The 22,955-nt window shown below is 72.9% G+C and carries 16 protein-coding genes; 3 read left to right on the top strand and 13 right to left on the bottom strand.

Annotated features, from left to right (window positions below):
- Nucleotides 1–404 precede the first annotated feature (404 nt).
- Nucleotides 405–1,349, bottom strand: coding sequence for a 2-hydroxyacid dehydrogenase (locus tag ACFXG1_RS22695; protein WP_384711918.1), 945 nt, complete (start codon nt 1,347–1,349; stop codon nt 405–407).
- 132 nt (nt 1,350–1,481) lie between these two features.
- Here ACFXG1_RS22695 and ACFXG1_RS22690 point away from each other — a divergent pair, with 132 nt between their 5' ends.
- On the top strand, nt 1,482–2,510 hold the full coding sequence (locus tag ACFXG1_RS22690) for an aldo/keto reductase (protein ID WP_384711916.1): 1,029 nt from the start codon (nt 1,482–1,484) through the stop codon (nt 2,508–2,510).
- Between the two features lie 118 nt (nt 2,511–2,628).
- On the top strand, nt 2,629–3,792 hold the full coding sequence (locus ACFXG1_RS22685; protein ID WP_384711914.1) for a PQQ-dependent sugar dehydrogenase: 1,164 nt from the start codon (nt 2,629–2,631) through the stop codon (nt 3,790–3,792).
- Nucleotides 3,793–3,993: 201 nt separating this feature from the next.
- On the opposite strand, the gene ACFXG1_RS22680 is transcribed toward ACFXG1_RS22685, so the two are convergent.
- From ACFXG1_RS22680 to ACFXG1_RS22660, 5 genes are all read right to left on the bottom strand, one after another.
- Complete coding sequence (locus ACFXG1_RS22680) at nt 3,994–7,041, bottom strand: AAA family ATPase (protein ID WP_384744314.1); 3,048 nt, start codon at nt 7,039–7,041, stop codon at nt 3,994–3,996.
- 94 nt (nt 7,042–7,135) lie between these two features.
- Entirely contained in the window at nt 7,136–7,318 is a 183-nt protein-coding gene (locus tag ACFXG1_RS22675) for a hypothetical protein (RefSeq protein ID WP_384723991.1), read from the bottom strand.
- A gap of 204 nt (nt 7,319–7,522) precedes the next feature.
- On the bottom strand, nt 7,523–8,314 hold the full coding sequence (locus ACFXG1_RS22670; RefSeq protein ID WP_384723993.1) for a GNAT family N-acetyltransferase: 792 nt from the start codon (nt 8,312–8,314) through the stop codon (nt 7,523–7,525).
- 97 nt (nt 8,315–8,411) lie between these two features.
- A complete protein-coding gene (locus ACFXG1_RS22665; RefSeq protein ID WP_384744291.1) occupies nt 8,412–8,996 on the bottom strand; it encodes a GNAT family N-acetyltransferase in 585 nt (194 codons plus the stop codon).
- 49 nt (nt 8,997–9,045) lie between these two features.
- Nucleotides 9,046–11,316, bottom strand: coding sequence for an MMPL family transporter (locus ACFXG1_RS22660; protein WP_384719595.1), 2,271 nt, complete (start codon nt 11,314–11,316; stop codon nt 9,046–9,048).
- A gap of 367 nt (nt 11,317–11,683) precedes the next feature.
- Between ACFXG1_RS22660 and ACFXG1_RS22655 the strand changes: the two genes are divergently transcribed.
- A complete protein-coding gene (locus ACFXG1_RS22655) occupies nt 11,684–12,583 on the top strand; it encodes a hypothetical protein (RefSeq protein ID WP_384719593.1) in 900 nt (299 codons plus the stop codon).
- Between the two features lie 306 nt (nt 12,584–12,889).
- Here the strand turns inward: ACFXG1_RS22655 and gatB are convergent, their stop codons facing one another.
- The 7 genes from gatB to ACFXG1_RS22620 all read right to left on the bottom strand — a co-directional run bounded on the left by gatB (nt 12,890) and on the right by ACFXG1_RS22620 (nt 22,684).
- A complete protein-coding gene (gene gatB, locus ACFXG1_RS22650; protein WP_384744289.1) occupies nt 12,890–14,401 on the bottom strand; it encodes an Asp-tRNA(Asn)/Glu-tRNA(Gln) amidotransferase subunit GatB in 1,512 nt (503 codons plus the stop codon).
- 15 nt (nt 14,402–14,416) lie between these two features.
- On the bottom strand, nt 14,417–14,656 hold the full coding sequence (locus tag ACFXG1_RS22645) for a hypothetical protein (protein WP_384719508.1): 240 nt from the start codon (nt 14,654–14,656) through the stop codon (nt 14,417–14,419).
- Nucleotides 14,653–16,146, bottom strand: coding sequence for an Asp-tRNA(Asn)/Glu-tRNA(Gln) amidotransferase subunit GatA (gatA, locus tag ACFXG1_RS22640; protein WP_384719510.1), 1,494 nt, complete (start codon nt 16,144–16,146; stop codon nt 14,653–14,655). The genes ACFXG1_RS22645 and gatA overlap by 4 nt, the downstream gene beginning before the upstream one ends.
- Nucleotides 16,147–16,152: 6 nt before the next feature.
- On the bottom strand, nt 16,153–16,449 hold the full coding sequence (gatC, locus tag ACFXG1_RS22635) for an Asp-tRNA(Asn)/Glu-tRNA(Gln) amidotransferase subunit GatC (RefSeq protein ID WP_006346410.1): 297 nt from the start codon (nt 16,447–16,449) through the stop codon (nt 16,153–16,155).
- A gap of 313 nt (nt 16,450–16,762) precedes the next feature.
- Nucleotides 16,763–18,985: a putative bifunctional diguanylate cyclase/phosphodiesterase gene (locus tag ACFXG1_RS22630; RefSeq protein ID WP_384744286.1), complete on the bottom strand. Its 2,223-nt coding sequence runs from the start codon at nt 18,983–18,985 to the stop codon at nt 16,763–16,765.
- A 345-nt stretch (nt 18,986–19,330) separates the two neighbouring features.
- Nucleotides 19,331–21,514, bottom strand: a complete 2,184-nt coding sequence (ligA, locus tag ACFXG1_RS22625; protein WP_384719529.1) for an NAD-dependent DNA ligase LigA — start codon at nt 21,512–21,514, stop codon at nt 19,331–19,333.
- A 171-nt stretch (nt 21,515–21,685) separates the two neighbouring features.
- Nucleotides 21,686–22,684 carry a methionine synthase gene (locus ACFXG1_RS22620; protein WP_384719528.1) on the bottom strand — a complete coding sequence of 333 codons (999 nt, stop codon included), beginning with the start codon at nt 22,682–22,684 and terminating at the stop codon, nt 21,686–21,688.
- Nucleotides 22,685–22,955: the final 271 nt, after the last annotated feature.

The following is a 22,955-nucleotide window of genomic DNA, read 5'->3' as shown; positions in this document are numbered from 1 at the left end:
CGCCCCCGGGGGGTGCGAACATGCCCGGGCGCTCCACGGGCGCCGTCGGTGGCGCCCCCGCCGCGCAGGATCCGTGGTCCGTAGCCATTGGCCGTACATCGCCCGTCGCCCCCCTCGAAATCCGTTCGGCAGTCGGGCCGCCACGCTGCACCACCCCATGCGGGTGCGGCCCCCAAGTCGGGACTTTACACCAGCACGGTCACTCAGGGACATAGCACCTCTACACACAGTGACGGCATGGAGGCGTCGCGGCGCGCCCGGCGATCGGATGACTTCGCAGCGTTTTCGGCTGTGACGTCAAGCGGGGTGGGGGCGGGAGGGGTAGGGGTGGCGGGTTCTCACCGGTCAGAAGGGTGTCGGGCCCGGAGGCGTACCGAGGTGCCGTGGGTGCGGAGGGGAGCGCGTCAGGTGGTGAGGACGACGTTGCCGAGGGGTTCACCGGCCGCGAACCGGGTGAGCTGGGCGGTCAGCAGCCGCTTGGCGCGGGGCAGGTACGCCGAGGTGGAGCCGCCGACATGAGGGCTGATCAGCACGCCGGGAGCATGCCACAACGGGTGCCCCGGGGGCAGGGGTTCGGGGTCGGTGACATCCAGTGCGGCGGTCAGCCGTCCGCTCTCCGCCTCGGCGAGCAGCGCCCCGGTGTCGACCACGGCGCCCCGGGCGACGTTCACCAGCAGCGCGCCGTCCTTCATCCGGGCCAGGAACGCGGCGTCCACCAGCCCTTTCGTCCCCTCGTTCAGCGGAGTGGAGAGGATCACCACATCGGCGTCGGGCAGCAGACCGGGGACATCGGTGAATGGTCGCACTTCCCCGCGCTCGGTGGTGCGGGGGGAGCGCGCGACGCGCAGGACCCGCGCACATTCAAAGGGGGTGAGCCGGTCCTCGATCGCCGCGCCGATCGATCCGTAGCCGATGATCAGCACCGTCCTGTCGGCGAGGGCCGGGTAGTAGCCGGCGTGCCACTCCTCGGCGTCCTGGCCCCGGACGAAGCGGGGGATCCCCCGCAGGGACGCGAGGAGCAGGGCCAGTGCCAGCTCGGCGGTCGACGCTTCGTGGACCCCCTTGGCGTTGCAGAGGCGTACACCGGAGTGCAGGCTTCCGAGCGCCGCTTCGACATGGTCGGTGCCTGCGGTGAGTGTCTGAACGACCCGTACGGACGTCATCTCGGGCAACGGACGGACCGCGATCTCCATCCTCTCCAGGGGCACCGTGTAGAAGACGCAGTGGGCCGGGTCGGCCGGGAAGTCCGGCCCGCCGTCCCAGTGGCGGTAGACGAGGCCGGACGCGCCCGCGGGAGGCAGTCCCCCGATCTCGCCGGCCGGTATGGGCAGCCACACATCAGCAGTCATGGTCACGAGGGTAGAACGTGCCGGTGCCGGGGGCCGGGCGACCCGGCGAGAGGGGGAGCGGGGACGATGCCGGGGAGTTGGTTAGCTTGGTGGCGTCCGGGGGTGGGCGCGGGGAGTGGAGGGCAGGGGCGGGTGGAGTGCAGGACGATCGGCGCGGCGGCGTTGCGGGTGGGCGCGGTGGGGCTGGGGTGTATGCCGATGAGCTGGGCGTACACCGCGTCGCAGCGGAACGGTGACCGGTCCCGGCGGGCCGTGCACACGGCGCTGGACGCGGGCACCACCCTGCTGGATACCGCCGATATGTACGGGCCCTACACCAATGAGCTGCTGATCGGCCGGGTGCTGCGGGAGCGGCGGGCGGACGCGTTCGTGTCGACCAAGGTCGGGCTGCTGGTGGCCGACGGGCATGTGGTGGCCAACGGCCGTCCGGGCTATGTGCGCCGGGCGTGCGACGCGTCGTTGCGGCGGCTCCAGACCGATGTGATCGACCTCTACCAGCTGCACAGGACCGATCCGGACATACCCGTCGAGGAGACCTGGGGCGCGATGGCCGACCTGGTCACCGCGGGGAAGGTACGGGCGCTCGGGGTGTGCGCCGTGGGGGCGGCGGGGGGTATCCCGACGTTCCGGCGCGGTACGGCGGCGCCCGGGGATGCCTACGAAGGAACGATCCGGCTGCTGGAGCGGCTCCAGCAGAGCTTCCCGGTGAGCGCCGTCGAGGCGGAGCTGTCGGTCTGGTCGCCCCGGGCTCTGGCCCGGCTGGTGCCGTGGTGCGAGGCGCGCGGGGTGGGTTTCCTGGCCGCGATGCCGCTGGGCAGCGGTTTTCTGACCGGGACTCTGACGCCGGGCGGGGGCTTCGAGCCGGACGATCCGCGGGCCCGTCATCCCCGCTTCACGGCGGAGATGATGGCGGCGAACCAGCCGCTGGTGGCGGGGTTGCGCCGGATCGCCGCCCGGCACGGCCCGGAGACGACACCGGCCCAGGTGGCGCTGGCGTGGGTGCTGGCCCGGGGCCGTCATGTGGTCCCGGTTCCGGGCGCGAAGCGGGAGCGGTGGGCGCTGGAGAACGCGGGGGCGGCGGGGATACGTCTCACCGAGCGCGACGAGTCGGAGATCGGGGCGCTGCCCCCGGCCCGGGACTCCTGGGACTCCTGGGACTGACCGCCCGCCGAACGGTGCTCGGTGAACTCCGTTGCGGGGTAGGGGAACCCGGATCGCGCGGGCGGTGTATGAAGGATAGTCACTGGCTCCCCAGGGCCCCGTCGAAGGGATTGGAATCGTGCGACGTGCTGGTATGAGGGCCGTGCTGGCCGCGGCCGTGCTGATGACGGGCGCGGCGTGCTCGTCGTCCGGTGGCGGATCGGGCGGCCAGGGGGACGGCACGAAGTCTCCGGGCGCCTCGGCCTCGTCGGGGCCCGGTGCGAGCGCGTCCCCGTCGGGGGCTCCGGCCAAGGGGTCCGCGAAGGTGGCCGGGACGGTCGCCGAGGGGCTGAAGTCCCCCTGGGGCGCGGCCGTCCTGCCGGACGGCGATCTGCTGGTCGCCTCGCGCGACGAGGGGACGGTCTCCAGGGTCGACGCGGAGTCCGGGAAGGTCACGGAGATCGGTTCGGTCCCGGGTGTCGCCCCCAACGGCGAGGGCGGGCTGCTGGGCCTGGCGCTGTCGCCGTCCTTCGCCGCCGACCGCCAGGTCTACGCGTACTTCACCACCGAGTCCGACAATCGCGTCGCCCGCCTGCGGTACGACGAACGCCGCCCCGCGGGCCAGCAGCTGGGCGCCCCCGACACGGTCCTTCGGGATATCCCCAAGGGCGTCGTCCACAACGGCGGCCGGATCGCCTTCGGCCCGGACAAGATGCTGTACGCGGGGACGGGCGAGGTCGGTGAGACGGGTCTCTCCCAGGACCCGGAGTCCCTGGCCGGCAAGATCCTCCGGATGACCCCGGACGGCCGGCCCGCGCCGGACAATCCGACCCCAGGGTCGCTGGTGTACTCACTGGGCCACCGCAATGTGCAGGGCCTGGCCTGGGACGACGACAAGCGGCTCTGGGCCGCCGAGTTCGGGCAGAACACCTGGGACGAGCTGAATCTCATCCGGCCCGGCAAGAACTACGGCTGGCCGAAGGCGGAGGGCAAGAAGGGCGACCCCGCCTTCGTGGACCCGGTGGCCCAGTGGAAGACGGAGGAGGCGTCCCCCAGCGGTATCGCCTATGCCAAGGGTTCGATCTGGATGGCGGGCCTGCGCGGCGAACGGCTCTGGCGGATCCCCCTCACCGGGACGGAGCTCTCCGGTGACCCCCAGCCGTTCTTCGAAGGCGACCACGGCCGGCTCCGCACGGTTCTGACCACGGGCACCTCCCAGCTGCTGCTGATCACCAGTGAGACGGACGGCCGCGGCTCCCCCGAGTCGAGCGACGACAAGGTGCTCCGCGTGGATGTGACCTGACCCTCCGGGGCGGTCAGCTCAGGTGCCGAGGTGGCGCTGGGGGTTCCCCCATTGCCGAAGGCATAGGGGGCGGAACCGCGCGACAGGCCACGGACGGCGCGCGGACGCCCGACAACCGCACCCGGCGCGGCGTCACGCGCCCCGGGAGACCCGACGGCAGGGCGGCCCCGGGCAGGAGCCCGGGGGCCCGGCCCTCGGGGGTCACGCCGCCGGGGGGAAGAGGCGGAGGCGGTGGGCTGTCGCGGCGGCCTCGCCCCGGCCCGAGACGCCGAGCTTGGCGAGGATGTTGGAGACATGGACGCTCGCCGTCTTGGGCGAGATGTACAGCGCCTCGGCGATCTGGCGGTTGCTGTGGCCCACGGCCACCAGTCGCAGGACGTCCTCCTCGCGCGGTGTCAGCCCGAACACCGGCCCGGGGCCCCGCTCCGGCGGGACGGGCGCCTCGGGCTCGTCCGGGGCGAGGCTGATCCTGGCCCGCCGGGCCAGGACCGCGATGTCCTCCGTGAGGGGACGCGCCCCGAGCTCCGCCGCGGCCTCCGCCGCCTCGCGCAGCAGCTCCGTGGCGCGGGCGCGATCCGTGGGCAGCAGGCTCTCCGCCCACCGGTGGCGGACCATGGCCAGCCCGTAGGGGAAGCGCGCCGCCTCGAACGCGGCACCGGCCTCCGCCCAGTCGGCGGGGGTGTCCTCCCCCCGGGCGCGGCGCAGTTCGGCCCGGACCCAGCGTTCATGGCCCTGCCACAGGGGGACCGTCGCGGCCAGCCCCTTCGCCAGCCGGTCGAGCCGGTCGAGGATCTCCTCCCGGCCCTCCTCGGCCGCGGGCAGGCCCCGGGTGTCGGCCTCCGCGGTGGCCGCGAGCCGCAGCAGGGGCCAGGCGTAGCGGTAGGCCCCGGGCGGGAAGCCGTCCGTTCCGGTTCTCAGGAGCACCGCCCGGGCGTCGCCCGTTCGGGCCTCCGCGGCGGCCAGTCCGAGTTCCACGGTGTCGACGTAGAGGGTGCTCTGCGGTGTCGGGCCCCCGGTGCCGAAATGTTCGTGGGCTTCCTTCAAGTGGCGGGCGGCGGACTCGTACTCCCCCCGGCCGAGTTCCAGCATGCCGAGAACGGCGGCCGCCCAGCCGCGCGGCTGGGGGCCCATGCCGACTTTGAGGGCCCGCTCGGCGGCGGTACGCGACTCGTCCCACCGGCCGAGGGTGTAGCAGGACTCGGCGAGATTGCCGAGCGCCCATGCCTCGGAGCTGTGCAGCCCGAGCCGGGAGCCGATCTCGAGACCCTCCCGGAGGAGCGTGACGGCGTCCTCGGAGCGCCCCACGCTCTCCAGCGTGAAGGGCAGGTTCACATGGCTGTTGGCGACGAGATTGGGCAGACCGAGTTCGAGGGCGCGGTCCTTCACCGCGTACATCTCGGCGAGCCCCTCGGCGATCTGCCCGGCGTCGGCCATCAGACCGCCGAGGGAGAGCCGGGCGGTCAGTTCGGTCTCCTCGTCGCCGACCATCCGGGCGTACTCCACGGCGCGTTCGGCGGTGGTGAGGCTCTCGGGCCCCGGGGCGTGGATGCGGTACCAGTGGGCGACCTCGGAGAGGACCTGGGCGTGCACCACCGACGGCGGCAGCCCGCGGACCAGCTCCTGCGCCTCCGCCAGTTCGGCCCGGCCGTCGCCCCGGCCGGTCGCGCAGACCAGCTTGGACCGCTGGACGCCGAACCACGCGGCGCGCAGCGAGTCGCCCTCGACTACGGCCAGCCGCTGCCCCCGCTTGGCGATCTTCAGCGCCCGTTCGCGGTCATGGCTGTACCGGCCCGCGACGGTGGCCTCGGCGATCAGGTCGAGAAAGCGCAGCGGGGTGGTGTCGGGATCGCAGCCGCACGGCGGATACGCCTCCGCGTAGTCCAGCGGCCGCAGTTCCTCCCGTACGCCGTCGGGCGCGGTGTCCCACAGCCGCATGGCCCGCTCCAGCAGCCGCAGCTGCTCCGAGTAGGCGTGGCGGCGGCGGGCCTCGACGGCGGCGCCGAGCACGGCGGGCAGCGCCTTGGCGGGGTCGTTGGCGTGGTACCAGTAGCCGGCGAGCCGCATGGCCCGCTCCTCGTCGGGCACGAGCGCCGGATCGGCCTCCACCGCCAGGGCGTAGGACCGGTTGAGCCGGGAGCGCTCGGGCGGCAGCAGATCGTCGCTGACGGCCTCCCGGGCCAGGGCGTGACGGAAGCGGTATCCCCCGCCGTCGGCCGTGGGCTGGACGATATGCGCCTCGACGCCCGCCCGCAGGGCCTCGATGAGGTCGTCCTCGGGGACTTTGGCGACGGCCAGCAGCAGCCCGTGCTCCACCGTGGAGCCGCCTTCGGCGAGGATCCGCACCACGCGCTGGGCGCTCTCCGGCAGCGCCTCCACCCGGACCAGGAGGATGTCGCGCAGGGATTCCGAGAGTCCGCAGGCGTTGCCGTCGGCGAGGCTGCGGGCCAGTTCCTCCACGAAGAAGGCGTTGCCGTCGGAGCGTTCGAAGACGCGGTCCACCAGGCCGGGTTCGGGCCGGGTCGCGAGGATCCCGGTGAGCTGGCGCCGGACCTCCCCCCGGTTGAAGCGGCGCAGTTCGATCCGCCGGACCGCTCGGGTCCGTTCCAGCTCGGCGAGGAAGGGCCGCAGCGGATGGCGGCGGTGGACGTCGTCGGAGCGGTAGGTCGCCAGGAAGAGGAGTCTGCCCCGGCGCAGGGCGCGGGTGAGATAGGTGATCAGATGCCGGGTGGACGCGTCCGCCCAGTGGAGGTCCTCCAGGACCAGGACCACGGGGCGGTCCGCCGAGATCCGCTCCAACATCCAGGTGGTCAGTTCGAAGAGGCGGGCCAGCTCTTGGTCGTCATGGCCGCCCGCGTCACCCAGGGGCCGCTCCGCGAGCTCGGGCAGGAGGCGGGACAGCTCGCGTTCGTGTCCGGCGACTGCGGCGGCCATCTCGTCGGGCATCAGCCGGCGCAGGGTCCGCAGCGCGGCGGAGAAGGGGGCGAACGGCAGTCCGTCGACGCCGATCTCCACACAGCCCCCGACGGCGAAGGCCGCGCCCCGGCGGCACGCCTGCTCCCACAGCTCTTCGACGAGGCGGGTCTTGCCCACTCCGGCCTCGCCGCCGATGAGGAGCGCCTGCGGCTCGCCCGCCGGGTGGGCCTCGCCCTCCCCCGCGGCACGGCTGAGCGCGCCGGTGAGTACGGACAACTCACCGGCGCGGCCCACGAACAACGGACTGACGGACCTGGTCTCCACGTCGCCGAGCATCGCACAGTCGTCCGACACCGTGGCAGTCGTGCCCGTCCGCCCTGTGGACAACTCTCCGGGGGCCGGGCCGGCGCCGGTCGTCGTCGGCACCGGCTCAGGCGGCGGGGACGTATCGGTCGGCGGGTGTCACCCCGCCCTCCGGTGCTGTGGCGGCCCGTAGAGCGGCCCGCCTGGCGCGCTTGGCGATGCGGTGCTCCTCGGCCCGGCGGATCAGCTCGGCGCGGTGCAGCGCGGACGCCTGGAGGGCCTGGTGGGGGTGGAAGAAGTGCTCGGACATCTGGGGACTCCCCGGTGGGTGGTGGTGTGCGCGGCGATCGCCGTGGACACCAATCTCGTCCCCCAGTTCCCCCGGCCGCATCGGGAGGGTGCGGTATCCCCGGCTGCCCGCCTGCCTTAGGCGGCCCTTCCGGGTGCCTTACTCCGGGGCGGAGCGCCCTAAGGTGCCCTCCTCAGACGGCTTCGCGCGCGGCCGGGATGAGGCTCAGCCCTGTCCGGGGGCCGGGCGGACGTACGGTGTGGTGGTGGTGAGGGCCCGGAAGCCGAGCCGTTCGAGTACGGGGCGGCTCATGGCGCCCGCGTCGACCTGGAGCCAGTGGTAGCCGCGGGCCGCGGCGATCCGGGCGCGGTGGGCGACCAGGGCCCGGTAGATGCCCCGGCCGCGCCAGTCGGGGGTGGTGCCGCCGCCCCACAGGCTGGCGAAGCCCGTCCCGGGGTGCAGATCCATCCGGGCAGCCGACACGGGGACGTCCCCGGCGAGGGCGACGGTCATCACCGTGGTGTCCCGCCCCAGGGTGCGCAGCAGTTGCTCCCGCATCCCCGGGGCGTCCCGCTCGAACGCGGCCCGGTGCACCTCGTCCATCAGGTCCACGCCCGCGGGGTCGGTGACGTCGACGAGTCGTACGCCCTCCGGAAGTACCGGCTCCGCGGCCAGGGCGGCGGCGCCGCCCGCCATGAGAGTCTCCTCGTCCTCCGGGACGAACCCGGCGGCCACCAGCCGGTCGGCGAGATCGGCGGGGCGGTCGTGGGCGTAGAGCTTCCACTCTGCGGTCGCCCCGATGGCGTCGAAGTGGGCTGTCTCGGCGGCGATGGCGGCGTCGGCGGTGGTCTCGTCGAGCGCGGACCACAGGACGCCGTTCCAGTCGGGTCCTGTACACCGTACGACGTCGCCGACGCGTTCGATCAGGGTCCCCGGGGTGTCGTCGACGGCGTCCCTGCGCAGCCGCCGGTCGAAGTCGGCGAGCAGGGCGGCCGGGTCCGTCACGGTGAAGGTCATGGCCCCATGGGAGCACCGCGGGCCCGCCGCCCACCACCGGGTTTCCCCGGCCCCCGGGGCCGGTGCGGCGAAGGGGCCGGTCCGGCGGAAGGGCCCGTCAGCCCTCCGTCCGCGCCCGCTCCTGCCGCAGCTCGCGCCACTCGGGGGCGAGGACCGACCACACCTCCATGTCGTACCGCTCACCGCGGTGCGGGAAGGACTCCCGCAGCACGCCGTCCCGCCGCAGGCCCAGCCGCCGGGCGACATTGACGCTGGCGGCGTTGGCGGTGGCGGCGACCCACTCGACGCGGTGGACGCCCCGGGCGTCCACGGCCCAGTCCACCAGGTGCCGTACGGCCTGTGTCACCAGTCCCCGGCCGACCGCGGCGGGCTCCAGCCAGCAGCCCACCTCACAGGTGCCGCCGTCGCCTTCGAGGGAGACGAAGAGCACCCCGCCGACGAGGGTCCCGTCCAGCCAGATGCCGTAGATCCGGCCGCCGCCCGCGGCCTGCCGGTCGGCGTACTTCTGGAGCAGCGCCCGCGCGCCCGCCGGGTCCGCGGCGGCGTCGGCGAAGCCGATGTACCGGCCGATGAAGTCGCGCCCGCGTTCGACATGGGCGTAGAACTCCTCCGACTGCCACGGCTCCAGGGGCCGCAGCTCCGCGCGCTCGCCGTCCCGGGCCCGCAGGGGTATCGCAAACATCGTCATCCGTCCTTCGTCGTCCTCGGTGCGTCGTGCGTGGCGCGAGGTGTCACGGGCCGGTCCCCGGGGCGGGGTGGCTGTCCCCGGAGACGGTTCCGACCTGCTCGTACCGCTGTTCGGGGATCTTCGCACGGCGGCAGTCGGGACGCTCGACGGATATCCGCGGCAGCCGGCGCTCCAGCCAGCCGGGCAGCCACCAGTTCGCCCCGCCGAGGAGATGCATCAGGGCGGGCACCAGGAGCGTGCGGAGGACGAAGGCGTCCAGGGCGACGGCGGCCGCCAGGGCGATCCCGAACATGGCGATCACCCGGTCGCCGCTGAGGACGAAGGCGAGGAAGACCGCGATCATGATCACCGCGGCGGAGTTGATCACCCGGCTGGTCTCGGCGAGGCCGACCCGGACGGCCCGCCGGTTGTCGCCGGTCTCCAGCCACTCCTCGTACATCCGGCTGACCAGGAAGACCTGGTAGTCCATGGAGAGCCCGAAGAGCACCGAGACCATGATCACGGGCAGGAAGGGCTCGATCGGCCCCGCGCGGCCGAGTCCCAGCAGCTCGCTCCCCCAGCCCCATTGGAAGATCGCCACGACCACGCCGAAGGACGAGGCGACGGCGGCCACGTTCATGACCGCGGCCTTCAGGGGGATGCCGACGGAGCGGAAGGCCAGGAGCAGCAGTACGCAGCCGAAGGTGACGACGGCGCCCACGAAGAGCGGCAGCTTGCCGACTATGACCTCGGCGAAGTCGTCGTATCCGGCGGTCACCCCGCCGACGAGGACCGTCAGCGATGTGCCCGCGGTGGCCCGGGGCAGCAGATCGCCCCGCAGCCGGTCGACCAGCTCGCTCGTGTCCTTCGACTGCGGCGCCGACGCGGGCACGACGGTGATCAGGGCCGTATCGCCGTTGCCGCTGTACGCCACCGGACCGGCGGACGCGACTCCGCGCGCGCCCTCCAATGCCTCCGGGAGCCGGTCCATGGCGACCCGGTCGGCGGCGCTGTCGATCCGGGCGACCAGGGTCAGCGGGCCGTTGACGCCGGGCCCGAAGCCCCCGCCGGAGCCTTCGCCCTGGCCGGGGCCGCCGTGGGCCAGCAGGTCGTACGCCTTGCGGGTGGTCGAGGACGCGGGGTTGTTGCCCTGGTCGGAGGTGCCGAGGTGGAGGGAGAACGCGGGAAGCGCCAGGACGGCCATCACGACCACGGCGATCGCCCCCAGCAGGACCGGGCGGCGCTCCACGAGGGCCGCCCAGCGGGCCGCGAACCCGGTCGGCACCTCGGGCCGCGGGCCGTGCTCGGCGAGCCGCCGCCGCTCGCGGGCGCCCAGCGCCCGGGGGCCGATGTACGACAGCAGGGCGGGCAGCAGGGTCACGGCGGCGGCCACCGTCAGGACGACGGTCAGCGCGGCGGCGACGGCGACGCCGTTGAGGAAGTCGAGCCGCAGTATCAGCATCCCCAGAAGGGCGATACAGACGGTCGCCCCGGCGAAGACCACGGCCCGGCCGGTGGTGGCGACGGCGTTCCGGGCGGCCTCGGGGACCGGGAGCCCGGCCCGCAGGCCCTTGCGGTGCCGGGTGACGATGAACAGGGCGTAGTCGATCCCGACCCCGAGCCCGATCAGCATGCCCAGCATGGGGGCGAAGTCGGCCACCGTCATCACCCGGCCGAGGAGCACGATGCCCGCGTAGGCCGTACCGACCGAGACCAGGGCCGTGGCGATGGGCAGCAGGCTGGCGGCGAGGGAGCCGAAGGCGAGGAAGAGCACCACGGCGGCGACGGCGACCCCGACGGCCTCCGCGAGATGACCGGGCGACGACTCGGTCAGGCCGACCGCGGGCCCGCCCAGTTCGACCAGGAGCCCGTCGCCCCGCGCGCCCTCCGCCGCGGCCGTCACCTCGGCCACCCGGGCCTCCGGCAGCTCGGCGGCGGGCCGGTCGTAGACGAGTTCGGCGTAGGCGGTACGGCCGTCGGGGCTGATCCGCCCCGCGCCGTCGGCGGAGTACGGACCGGAGACCGCGGCCACCCCGTCCACCCCGGCGATCTCGTCCAGGGCGGCGGTCATCCGCTCCTGGACGGCCGGATCGCGGACGGTGCCGGTGCCGCGTTCGGTGTGCCAGACGACGGTGTCGCCCTCACCGGCGAGGCCGGGGAAGCCGTCGGCGACGAGCGCGGCGGCCCGGCTCGATTCGGTGCCCGGGACGTCGTAGTCGGTGGAGTACGCGGTTCCGGCGGCCAGCGCCGCCGCGCCCGTCCCCACGAGGGCGGCCAGCCAGAGCAGAACGGTGGCGAGTCGGTGCGCGATGCACCACCGGGCGATGGCTGCCAACGACGTACTCCCTGGTGGTTCGTGGATCTTTGTCCGGGGAGTCGGGAACAGCCCGCAAAGAACGCGAAGGGACTCACAGAAGTCCGAGGCCGGCGGAGTCCCGGCCTCTGGGGGCACTCTGCCAGCCAATCGTGATCCTTTGCCCCTTTGGGGCATGTTTCGTGGGCTTCCTCACAACCTCCCGGGCAAGCCCGTTCCGACCGGGCCCGGCACCCCGTGACCACGCGGTTTCCCCCGGAGCGCACCGTTCCGGCGGATATCACCCACGGGATATCTCCAACACCCTTTCCGGTAGCGCCCGTTCCGGTTCCTTCGGCCCGTCCGGTGGGCGGCCCGATTGTCGGTGGCGGCTGGCACGATGGGTGACATGGAGACCACGGGGACCAACCGGCCGATCCTCGATCCGGACGCCGCCGCCGACCTCGCCGGGGCGCTGTTCGACTCACCGGGGCAGTTCATCGGCCGCGATCCGGTGCCGGTGCTCTCCTTCGAGCCGTGCTCGACGCTCCACCGGCGGCGGGAGTCCTTCGGCGAGGTCTACGGGGCGATCGCGGCGAGACTCGGCGAGCCGACGCTGTACGGGGGCTCGGCCTGCGGTCCCGATATCCGCTGGCGCGACGGCGGCCGTACGGTCCTGCTCAACGGCACGGGCCACTGGGCCCTGCTGTCCGTCCACGACACGGTGCTGCTGGAGGCCGCCGAACGGCGTTCGTTCGCCTGGGGCGGCGCCTGGTCGGCGGGCGAGCCGCACGACGTCGACCTGCTGCCCTATCTGTGGCGGCTGGACCGCGGCGGCCCCGGCGAGCGCCCCACCGAGCACCCCGCGGTGCGCCCCGTCCCCGGCCTCGACCACTTCGAGAGCGCGCTGGTCCTGCTGCTCATCGCCTGGATCGAGCAGCTTCCGGTGCAGGTCGGCGACGACTGGGCGCAGTTCACCCTGACCAGCGCGGCCGACCGGGGCCGCCGCCTCCAGGTGTCGTACGCGATCGGGGACGGCCTGCTCGTCTCGGTGGACGACCGCGACGGGCCGGGCTCCCCGGAGCACGAGCTGCTGATGCGCTCCCGGGGCTGGCACTCCCACGACCGGGGCTGGTGGCAGACGGAGTTTCCCGACCCGGACCGGGCGGAGGCCGCCGAGGGCGCCCGGATCGTCCTCACCGAACTCCGCGCCCGGGGCACGGTCTCCCCCGACCAGCTGCGCGCCCGCGACATCACCTGCCGCGACCGCGGCGAACTCCTCCTCCCCGGCCTGGGCATCCGCTCCTGACCCGCCCTGCTTCCCGGGAGCATGGCCCCAGGACCCATGGGGCGCTGGGGGTCCCCCCGCGCCGCCAGGCGCAGGGGGCGGAACTGCGCGACCAGCCACCCACCGGGCCGCGGGCCGACGAGCGCCTGGGGACGCCGGACGCGTCCGATCCTGGCCCCGACCACGGGTAGCCAAGGCGCCGGGGACTCTCCCGCCCCGCCAGCGGGCCGGCCACGACACGGGTAGCCGTACCCCCGCCAAAAGAAGAAGGGCGGTCATCGGGTGACCGCCCTTCTCCTTTTCACTACCGCGCCGGACGGCGAACCGTCAGCCCTCGGAGACGCCGAGCCTTTCCAGGATCAGCTCCTTGACCCGGGCCGCGTCGGCCTGGCCGCGGGTGGCCTTCATGACCGCGCCCACCAGCGCGCCCACGGCCGCCACCTTGCCGCCGCGGATCTTCTCCGCGATCGCCGCGTTCCCGGCGATGGCCTCGTCGACGGCGGTTCCGAGCGCGCCCTCGTCGGACACGACCTTGAGGCCCCGCTTCTCGACGACGGCGTCCGGACCGCCCTCGCCCGCGAGAACGCCCTCGATGACCTGCCGGGCCAGCTTGTCGTTGAGGTCACCGGCGGCGACCAGCGCGGCCACCCGGGCGACCTGCGCCGGGGTGATCGGCAGCTCGTCCAGCGCCCGCCCGGACTCGTTGGCGTTCCGGGCCAGCTCGCCCATCCACCACTTGCGCGCCTGGTCGGCCGGGGCGCCCGCGTCCGTCGTGGCCACGATCAGATCGACCGCGCCCGCGTTCAGGATGGACTGCATGTCGTGCTCGGAGACGCCCCACTGCTCACGGAGCCGGTTGCGCCGGACCCGCGGCAGCTCGGGCAGCGTCCCCCGCAGCTCCTCGACCCACTCCCGGGCAGGGGCGACGGGCACGAGGTCGGGCTCCGGGAAGTACCGGTAGTCCTCGGCCTCCTCCTTCACCCGGCCGGAGGTCGTGGAGCCGTCCTCCTCGTGGAAGTGCCGGGTCTCCTGAATGATCTTCCCGCCCGATTCCAGTACGGCGGCGTGCCGCTGGACCTCGAACCGCGCGGCCCGTTCGACCGAGCGCAGGGAGTTGACGTTCTTGGTCTCCGAACGGGTACCGAAGACGGAGGCGCCCTTGGGCATCAGGGACAGATTGACGTCGCAGCGCATCTGGCCCATCTCCATCCGGGCCTCGGAGACGCCGAGCGCCCGGATCAGCTCGCGCAGCTCGGCGACGTACGCGCGGGCGATCTCGGGGGCCCGCTCGCCCGCACCGGTGATCGGCTTGGTGACGATCTCGATGAGCGGGATCCCGGCACGGTTGTAGTCGAGCAGGGAGTGCGAGGCGCCGTGGATCCGGCCGGTGGCCCCGCCGACGTGCGTCGACTTGCCGGTGTCCTCCTCCATGTGGGCGCGCTCGATCTCCACCCGGAAGACCTCGCCGTCCTCCAGCTGGACGTCCAGATAGCCGTTGAAGGCGATCGGCTCGTCGTACTGGGACGTCTGGAAGTTCTTCGGCATATCCGGATAGAAGTAGTTCTTCCGGGCGAAGCGGCACCATTCGGCGATCTCGCAGTGGAGCGCGAGTCCGATCTTGATGGCGGACTCGACACCGATCGCGTTGACGACCGGGAGGGCGCCGGGCAGACCGAGACACGTCGGACATGTCTGCGTATTGGGCTCGGCGCCCAGCTCGGTGGAGCAGCCGCAGAACATCTTGGTCTTCGTACCGAGTTCGACATGGACCTCAAGGCCCATGACGGGGTCGTACGCGGCGAGCGCCGCCTCGTACGAGACCAGTTCAGTGATGGTCACAGGAGACTTTCCCTCTCAGCCCAGCAGGACGTCGTCGTCGCCGATGCGCTTCAGCTCGCGCAGCAGCAGGGCGACGCCGGTGACGATGGCGGCGCCGGTGATCACGGCGTCGACCAGCCGCAGCGTGTCGTGCTCGTCGCGGGCGGCCCGTACCTGCTTGACCACGCCGAGCACGCCGAACGCGGTCGTCCCGATGGACAGGTACGTGCCCGCCTTCGACTTCTTGAAGCCCTTGGCCTTACTGAGTGCGCTCACAGCGACGGTGCCTCCTCCAGCAGTGGGTGTCCCCACTTTTCCACGAACGCGGCCTCGACGGCGGCGCCGACCTTGTACAGGCGCTCGTCCTTCATCGCCGGGGCGATGATCTGGAGCCCGACCGGCAGATTGTCCTCCGGGGCCAGCCCGCAGGGCAGGGACATCGCGGCGTTGCCGGCCAGGTTGGTCGGAATGGTGCACAGGTCCGCCAGGTACATGGCCATCGGGTCGTCGGCACGCTCGCCGATCGGGAACGCGGTCGTCGGCGTGGTCGGCGAGACGATCACGTCGACCTGCTCGAACGCCTTCTCGAAGTCCCGGGCGATCAGCGTGCGGACCTTCTGAGCGCTGCCGTAGTAGGCGTCGTAGTAGCCGGAGCTGAGGGCGTACGTACCCAGCATGATCCGCCGCTTGACCTCGTCGCCGAAGCCCGCCTCACGGGTGAGGGCGGTGACGTCCTCGGCCGACTTCGTCCCGTCGTCGCCGACGCGCAGTCCGTAGCGCATGGCGTCGAAACGGGCGAGGTTGGACGAGCACTCGGACGGTGCGATCAGGTAGTACGCGGAGAGCGCCAGGTCGAAGGAGGGGCAGTCCAGCTCGACGATCTCGGCGCCCAGGTCCTTCAGGAGGGCGACGGACTCGTCGAAGCGCTGGACGACCCCGGCCTGGTAGCCCTCGCCACGGAACTGCCGCACGACGCCGACCCGCATCCCGGCCACGCTGCCGTTGCGGGCGGCCTCGACGACCGGCGGGACCGGGGCGTCGATGGAGGTGGAGTCCAGCGGGTCGTGACCGGCGATGACCTCGTGGAGCAGGGCCGCGTCCAGCACCGTACGGGCGCACGGGCCGCCCTGGTCGAGCGACGAGGAGAAGGCGACCATGCCGTAGCGGGAGACCCCGCCGTAGGTGGGCTTGACGCCGACCGTGCCGGTGACGGCCGCGGGCTGGCGGATGGAGCCGCCGGTGTCCGTACCGATGGCCAGCGGGGCCTGGTAGGCGGCGAGCGCGGCGCTGGAGCCACCGCCGGAGCCGCCGGGGATCCGGGTCAGGTCCCAGGGGTTGCCGGTGGGGCCGTAGGCGCTGTTCTCGGTGGACGAGCCCATGGCGAATTCGTCCATGTTCGTCTTGCCGAGGATGACGACGTCCGCTTCCTTCAGCTTGCGCGTGACGGTGGCGTCGTAAGGCGGGATCCAGCCCTCGAGCATCTTGGAGCCGACGGTGGTCGGGATGCCCTCGGTGGTGAAGATGTCCTTCAGCGCGAGCGGGACGCCCGCGAGGGGGCCCAGCTTCTCACCGGCCGCCCGCTTGGCGTCGACGGCACGGGCCTGGGCCAGCGCGCCCTCCCGGTCCACGTACAGAAAGGCATGGACCTTCTCGTCGACGGCGTCGATCCGGGCCAGATGCGCCTCGGTGACCTCGACGGCCGTCAGTTCGCCCGAGGCGATCTTCGCGGCGGTCTCGGCCGCGGTGAGCTTGATGATGTCCGTCATGACCTTCTAGTCCTCCCCCAGGATCTGCGGCACCTTGAAACGCTGCTGCTCCTGGGCGGGGGCGCCGGAGAGCGCCTGCGCGGGCGTGAGCGACGGACGGACCTCGTCCGCGCGCATGACGTTCGTCAGCGGCAGCGGATGGGAGGTCGGGGGTACGTCCTGGTCGGCGACCTCGGCGACACGGGCTACCGCGCCGATGATGTCGTCGAGCTGACCTGCGAAGTGATCGAGTTCTTCGCCGGACAACTCCAGACGTGCCAGCCGGGCGAGGTGGGCGACCTCCTCGCGCGTGATGCCAGGCATGCGGAGATCCTCATCAGGGTGAGTGTGGGTGTTTGGCCCAATCCTATGGGTCGGCGACACCTGCTGACGCAACGGTTTGCCGGAGGCATGACGCCCGGGCCCGATCCGACCCCGTACGGCGCCCCGTCCGGGGCCTCGTCCGACCCTGCCGATACGGCCCCGGAGGCGTGACACCCCGCCCCGTACGGCGGCCGTTCCCCGACCCGGCCCGACCCGCCCCGGCCCGGCCCGTACCGGCGGCCGTTCCCCGGCCTCGTCCGACCCTGCCGATACGACTCCGGAGCCGCGCCCGGTACGTCCTGGCCCCGACCGGCTACGTGCCCGGCTCGCCCGGGTGGCGGGAGCCCGCGGCGGCCGGCGGCGCCACGGTCCCGGCCGACGGCTGGGCGGCGGGGGCGGGCGGCGCGGGCGCGGCGGAAGCCGGCGGCACCACCGGGGCCGGGGCAGGGGGCGCCGGGGTGTCGGTCTGGCGGTGCCAGCCCCGCTCGCCCCGGGCCCGCAGCCAGGCCGTGGTCTCCTGCGGCGGCATCGCCGCCGCCACCAGCCAGCCCTGGACCGCGTCGCACCCCAGATCGCGCAGCCGTTCCCAGGTCTCGTCGTCCTCGACGCCCTCCGCGACGACCAGCAGCCCGAGGGAGTGGGCGAGGTCGACCGTACAGCGGACGATCTCCGCGTCCTGGGTGTCCACGGCGAGCCGGGCCACGAAGGAGCGGTCGATCTTCAGCTCGCTCACCGGCAGTCGGCGCAGATGGACCAGGGACGAGTAGCCGGTGCCGAAGTCGTCGAGGGACATCCGCACCCCGTGGTCGGCGAGCCCGGCCAGAGTGTCCGCGGCGCGCTGCGGGTCCTCCAGCAGCACATGCTCCGTTATCTCCAGCTGGAGCGACCCGGCGGGCACGCCGTACCGGGCGAGGCGGGCGGCGACGGAGCCCGCGAACCCGGGGGTGTGGACGTCACGCGGCGAGACGTTGACGGCCACCGGGACGTCAAGACCCTGGGCCCGCCACTTGGCGACCTGGCCGAGCGCCGTGTCGAGCACGTACTCCGTGAGCAGCGGCATCAGACCGGAGGACTCGGCGATCGCGATGAACTCGTCCGGCGGGACCCGCCCCCGGTCCGGGTGCACCCAGCGGACCAGCGCCTCCAGACCGGCGACATGGCCGTCGAAGCGGACCTTCGGCTGGTAGTGCAGCTCCACCTCGCGGGCGTCCAGCGCCCGGCGCAGATCGCCGAGGAGCCCCAGTCGGTCGGGGGTGTTGCTGTCGCGTTTGGACTCGTACACCTCCACCCCCGTACGGTCCCGTTTCGCCTGGTACATCGCGACATCGGCGCGGCGCAGCAGCCCCTCGGCGTCCCGGGCGTGCTCCGGGAAGACGGCGACCCCGGCACTGGCCTCCAGAACGAGGGTCAGCCCGTCGAGGTCGAGCGGTGACGACAGTTCGGCGGCGAGGCGGCGGGCGACCCGCTGGGCGCTGGTGATGGAGTCCGTCGTCGGCAGCAGCACGGCGAACTCGTCGCCGCCGAGCCGGGCGGCCTCCGCGCCGCGCGGCAGCGCCTGCCGCAGCCGCTGCGCTATCTGCAACAGCAGCCGGTCGCCCGCGAGATGGCCGAGGGTGTCGTTGACGGACCGGAACCGGTCGAGGTCGATCAGGACGAGCGCGGCCCGGGAGCCGCCGCCCTCCGCGTCCTCCAGGGCCGTCCAGGTCCGCTCCAGCAGCCACTGGCGGTTCGGCAGTCCGGTGAGCGGGTCCCGCAACTGCTCCTCGGCCCGGGCGCGGGCGATCCACAGGGTGGAGTCGAGGGCGATCAGGGGCACCGCGAACAGCGGCAGCAGCAGCGGCCGGGCGACGGCCACGACGCAGATCAGGGGCGCGATCCCGAGCAGCGCGACGGCGACGAGGCCCTGCCGGAACAGGGCGGTACGGGCGACGGTGGGCAGCCCGCCGCCCTGGGGTGCCCGGACGTACCACAACAGCAGTCGGCTGACCGCGAGATAGGCCGCGGCCGCGATGAGGACTTCCGCCGCGGCCCCGATCCCCCAGTCGAGTGGTGACCAGGGGTCCTCGACGCTCGGCGTCCGGTCGAAGAGGGCGAGGACGAGCGCGGCGGCGCCGAGGCCGAGGACGTCGACGGCGCCGTGCAGCAGCCCGTGCCGCCGGCGCTGACGGCGGGCGGAGCCGACCAGGGCGACGACGGCCAGGCTCACCAGGACCGCGGGGACCCAGCCGTACAGAAGCAGGACCGCGAGGGTGAGCGCCGCTCCCGAACCCGTACCGCCGGACCAGCGGTCCCGGCCGAGGGCGACGAGATGGCCGACGACGATCCCGGTGAGGACGGCGAGGGACCAGCCCTCGGTGGCGCCGGGGAAGAGCGCCCGGCCGTCGTGGACGCCGGCGGCGATCCCGCCGGCGACGACGATCCCGGCACCCGCCACCGCGGCGACGGGCAGTCCGGCCGGCACACCCGCCGCTCCACCGGTCAGGGCGGCGAGCCCCCGCAGCCTCGGGACCGGGGCGGCGCTCTCGGTCGGTTCCATTCCCGTCCCTCTCACAGCCGGCGGTGCCGATCGTCCCGCGATGGTTCCGGTGCTGCCCGCGGTCCCCATGGTCATGCGAGTCGTGCCCCCACGACTGAAATCCCCTCACGCAGCCGTGCACGACGGGGCGCACGTCTCAACAGTAGGCCGGGACGGGCTCCGACGGGCAGCGCTCTACAGCTCTTGCCCGAATGCGACCCGGCCACCCTTATCCATCTGCTATGCGCTGAACGGGTGACTGTTACCGGTCGTTCCCGCCGTGTGCCGGACGTCTTGTTCCCATCGTGTGCGCCCCGTTCGTCCGGGCGCGGGCGCCGCTCCCGCGCCCCGGACACGCCCCCCGTTTCACGCCTCCGGGGGCACAGCCGCCTCACGAGCCGCGTCCGGCCCCTGCTCCAGGAGGACGACGAAGCCGTCCTCGTTCAGAACGGGCACCTTCGCCTGCATCGCCTTGTCGTACTTGGATCCGGGGTTGTCACCGACCACGACGAAGGCGGTTTTCTTCGAAACGGATCCGGTCACTTTCGCACCGAGGCTCTGGAGGGCTTCTTTTGCGCCATCCCTGGTGTAGTTCGTCAGGGTCCCGGTGACCACGACGGTGAGGCCTTCCAGCGGGCGCGGGCCGCTCTCCTCGGCTCCGCCCTCCTCCTCCATCCGTACCCCCGCGGCCCGCCACTTGCGGAGGATCTCCTGATGCCATTCCTCGGCGAACCACTGCTTCAGGGATACGGCGATGATCGCCCCGACGCCTTCGGTGGCGGCCAGCTCCTCTTCGGTGGCCTGCTCGATCCGCTCCACCGAACGGAACTCCCGGGCCAGCGCCTCGGCGGCGACCGGGCCCACGTGCCGGATGGAGAGACCGGTCAGGATCCGGGCCAGCGGACGGCTCTTGGCCGCCTCGATGCCCTCCAGCAGCGCCAGGGTGTTCTTCCTCGCCTCGCCCTGTTTGTTGGCGAAGACGGTGGCCTTCTTCTCCTCACCGGTCTGCGGGTCCCGCTTGGGCAGCCCGCTGTCCTGGTCGAGGACGTACGCCACGATCGGCAGCAATCGCTCCACGGTGAGGCCGAAGAGGTCGCCCTCGTCCTTCAGCGGCGGCTCCGAAGGCTCCAGCGGTCTGGTGAGCGCGGCGGCCGTCACATAGCCGAAGTGGTCGATGTCGAGCGCCTTGCGGCCCGCGAGATAGAACAGCCGCTCCCGCAGCTGGGCCGGGCAGGAGCGGGCGTTGGGGCAGCGCAGATCGACATCGCCCTCCTTCATCGGCCGCAGCGGGGTGCCGCATTCGGGGCACTCGGCGGGCATCACGAACTCCCGCTCGGTGCCGTCCCGCAGATCGACCACGGGCCCGAGGATCTCGGGGATGACATCACCGGCCTTGCGGAGCACGACGGTGTCGCCGATGAGGACGCCCTTGGCCTTCACTACGTCCTGGTTGTGCAGGGTGGCGAACTCGACCTCGGACCCGGCCACCTTCACCGGCTCGACCTGGGCGTAGGGCGTGACCCTGCCGGTGCGGCCGACACCGACGCGGATGTTGACCAGCTTGGTGTTGACCTCCTCCGGCGGGTACTTCCAGGCGATGGCCCAGCGGGGCGCGCGGGAGGTGGAGCCGAGCCGCCCCTGGAGCGGGATCTCGTCGAGCTTGACGACGACGCCGTCGATCTCGTGCTCCACCGAGTGCCGGTTCTTGCCGAAATAGGCGATGAACTCCCGTACTCCGTCGAGGGAGTCCACCACCTTGTTGTGCCGGGCGGTGGGCATCCCCCACTCGTGGAGCAGCTCGTAGGCGTGCGACAGGCAGTCGATGTCGAAGCCGTCCCTGGCCCCGATGCCGTGGACCACCATGTGCAGCGGGAGCGTCGCGGTGACCTTGGGGTCCTTCTGGCGCAGCGATCCGGAGGCGGAGTTGCGGGGGTTGGCGTACGGCTGTTCGCCGGCGGCGACCCGGCGGGCGTTCAGCTCCTGGAAGGCCTCCATCGGGAAGTAGACCTCGCCGCGGATCTCCACGAGGTCCGGGATGCGGTCCCCGTCCAGCCGGTCCGGGACGTCGCCGATGGTGCGGACGTTGGGGGTGATGTCCTCGCCGACGCGCCCGTCGCCGCGGGTCGCCGCGCGGACCAGCCGCCCCTTCTCGTAGGTCAGGTTGACCGCGACGCCGTCGACCTTCAGCTCGCACAGGAAGTGGAAGTCGGGGGTGCCGACGTCCCGGGCGACGCGTTCGGCCCAGGCGGCCAGCTCCTCCTCGTCGAAGGCGTTGTCGAGGGAGAGCATCCGCTCGCGGTGTTCGACCTTCGCCAGGTCCGTCTCGTAGTGCCCGGCGACCTTCTGGGTCGGCGAGTCCGGGGTCCGCAGCGCCGGATACTCCTCCTCCAGCGCCTCCAGGGACCGCATCAGCGTGTCGAACTCGCCGTCGCTGACGACGGGCTGGTCCTTCACGTAGTACCGGAAGCGGTGGTCCTCGATCTCCCCGGCGAGCCGTGCGTGCTCCTCACGTGCCCGCGGGGGCAGGTCGGCGTCGTCCCGCGCGGGCAGCTCGCCGTCCCGCACGGCCGTCGGTGCCGTACCGTCCCGCGGGGCGGTCTCCTCGCCGCCGTCCGCGGGCTGTTCCGTCCGCTCTTCGCCCGTCACGTCGTGTCCTCCCGTCGTCACCGGACTTTCCCGGCGCCCGTCGCTGCTGATCCGGTCGCCCGGCACCCCGCATTGTTACTCAGGGTGTTCCGCGAGCGATCGCGCGGCCCGGACGCAGTGGTCGAGCGCGGCCCGGGCGTACCCCGGGGACGCGCCCGCGAGACCACAGGTCGGGGTAATGACCACGGAACGGCTCAGCGTCCCCGGATCCAGCCCCAACCTGCGCCACAGCGCCCTGACACCCATGACGCTACCTGCCGGGTCCGACAATCCGGTGTCGGTGGAGGGTACGACGCCCGCGAAGAGTGTCAGGCCGCCTTCCACGGCTTCCCCGACAGCGTCGTCGTCACGTTCGGTGAGCAGGTCGAAGTCGAGGGAGACGGCGGCGGCTCCGGCCCGGCGCAGCAGGGCGACGGGGACGTCCGGGGCGCAGGAGTGCACGACGGCGGTCTCGTCGCCGATCACCTCGCGCAGCGCCGCCTCCACGAGCTGCCGGTCCACGGCGCGGTGGGTGTGGTAGCCGCTGGCGGTACGGACCCGGCCGCGCAGGACGGCGGTGAGGGACGGTTCGTCGAGCTGGAGTACGACATCGGCGCCGGGGATCCGTCGGCGTACCTCCGCCAGATGTGTACGGATTCCTTCCGTGAGGGACTCGGCGAGGTCGCGGCAGGCGCCCGGGTCGCGGAGCACCGACTCGCCGGTGCGCAGCTCCAGTGCGGCGGCGAGCGTCCACGGGCCCACGGCCTGGATCTTCAGCGGCCCCCGGTAGCCCTGGGTGAACTCCTCCAGGGCGTCGAGGTCCTCTCGGAGGAACGACCGTCCCCGCCGGGTGTCCCGGCCGGGGCGGTCGCTGATCCGCCAGCCGCTGGGTTCGACATGGGCGTACATCTCGACGAGCAGACCGAGGGTGCGGCCGATCATGTCGGCGCCGGGGCCGCGGGCGGGCAGCTCGAACAGGTGGGGGAAGTCCTCAAAGGACCCGGTGACGGTCTTCGCCGCCTCGCGGGCGTCGCCGCCGGGCAGGGAGCCCACTCCGGTGGCGGCGCCCCAGCTGAACTTGGTCTTCTCAGTCACCCCGGCAGCGTACGTCCCCACCCCGGCACGCTCGGACCGGGCGGCCTCGCCTCGGGACGGCGAGTGAGCCGAAGGGGCGCGCCGTGGTCCGGAAGGAGAACGCACGCCCCGACCCGCTCGAATCGGGCAGCTTCGCCTCGGGACGGCGAGTGAGCCGAAGGGGCGCGTCGTGGTCTGGAAGGAGAACGCACGCCCCGACCCGCTCGAATCGGGCAGCTTCGCCTCGGGACGGCGAGTGAGCCGAAGGGGCGCGTCGTGGTCTGGAAGGAGA

Origin of the sequence: Streptomyces sp. NPDC059248, from assembly GCF_042753905.1 — a bacterium.
In the GTDB taxonomy this organism is placed as follows: Bacteria; Actinomycetota; Actinomycetes; order Streptomycetales; family Streptomycetaceae; genus Streptomyces.
This window is presented reverse-complemented; position numbering and strand designations above follow the sequence as displayed.

Bases quoted from the DNA above. Each gene is read 5' to 3' on its own strand.
- ACFXG1_RS22655 (WP_384719593.1), top strand. From the start codon at position 11,684: ATGGAGACCACGGGGACCAACCGGCCGATCCTCGATCCGGACGCCGCC.
- gatA (WP_384719510.1), bottom strand. From the start codon at position 16,146: ATGACGGACATCATCAAGCTCACCGCGGCCGAGACCGCCGCGAAGATC.
- ACFXG1_RS22630 (WP_384744286.1), bottom strand. From the start codon at position 18,985: ATGGAACCGACCGAGAGCGCCGCCCCGGTCCCGAGGCTGCGGGGGCTC.
- ACFXG1_RS22665 (WP_384744291.1), bottom strand. From the start codon at position 8,996: ATGTTTGCGATACCCCTGCGGGCCCGGGACGGCGAGCGCGCGGAGCTG.
- ACFXG1_RS22695 (WP_384711918.1), bottom strand. From the start codon at position 1,349: ATGACTGCTGATGTGTGGCTGCCCATACCGGCCGGCGAGATCGGGGGA.
- gatC (WP_006346410.1), bottom strand. From the start codon at position 16,449: ATGCCTGGCATCACGCGCGAGGAGGTCGCCCACCTCGCCCGGCTGGCA.
- ACFXG1_RS22670 (WP_384723993.1), bottom strand. From the start codon at position 8,314: ATGACCTTCACCGTGACGGACCCGGCCGCCCTGCTCGCCGACTTCGAC.
- ACFXG1_RS22680 (WP_384744314.1), bottom strand. From the start codon at position 7,041: ATGCTCGGCGACGTGGAGACCAGGTCCGTCAGTCCGTTGTTCGTGGGC.
- ACFXG1_RS22675 (WP_384723991.1), bottom strand. From the start codon at position 7,318: ATGTCCGAGCACTTCTTCCACCCCCACCAGGCCCTCCAGGCGTCCGCG.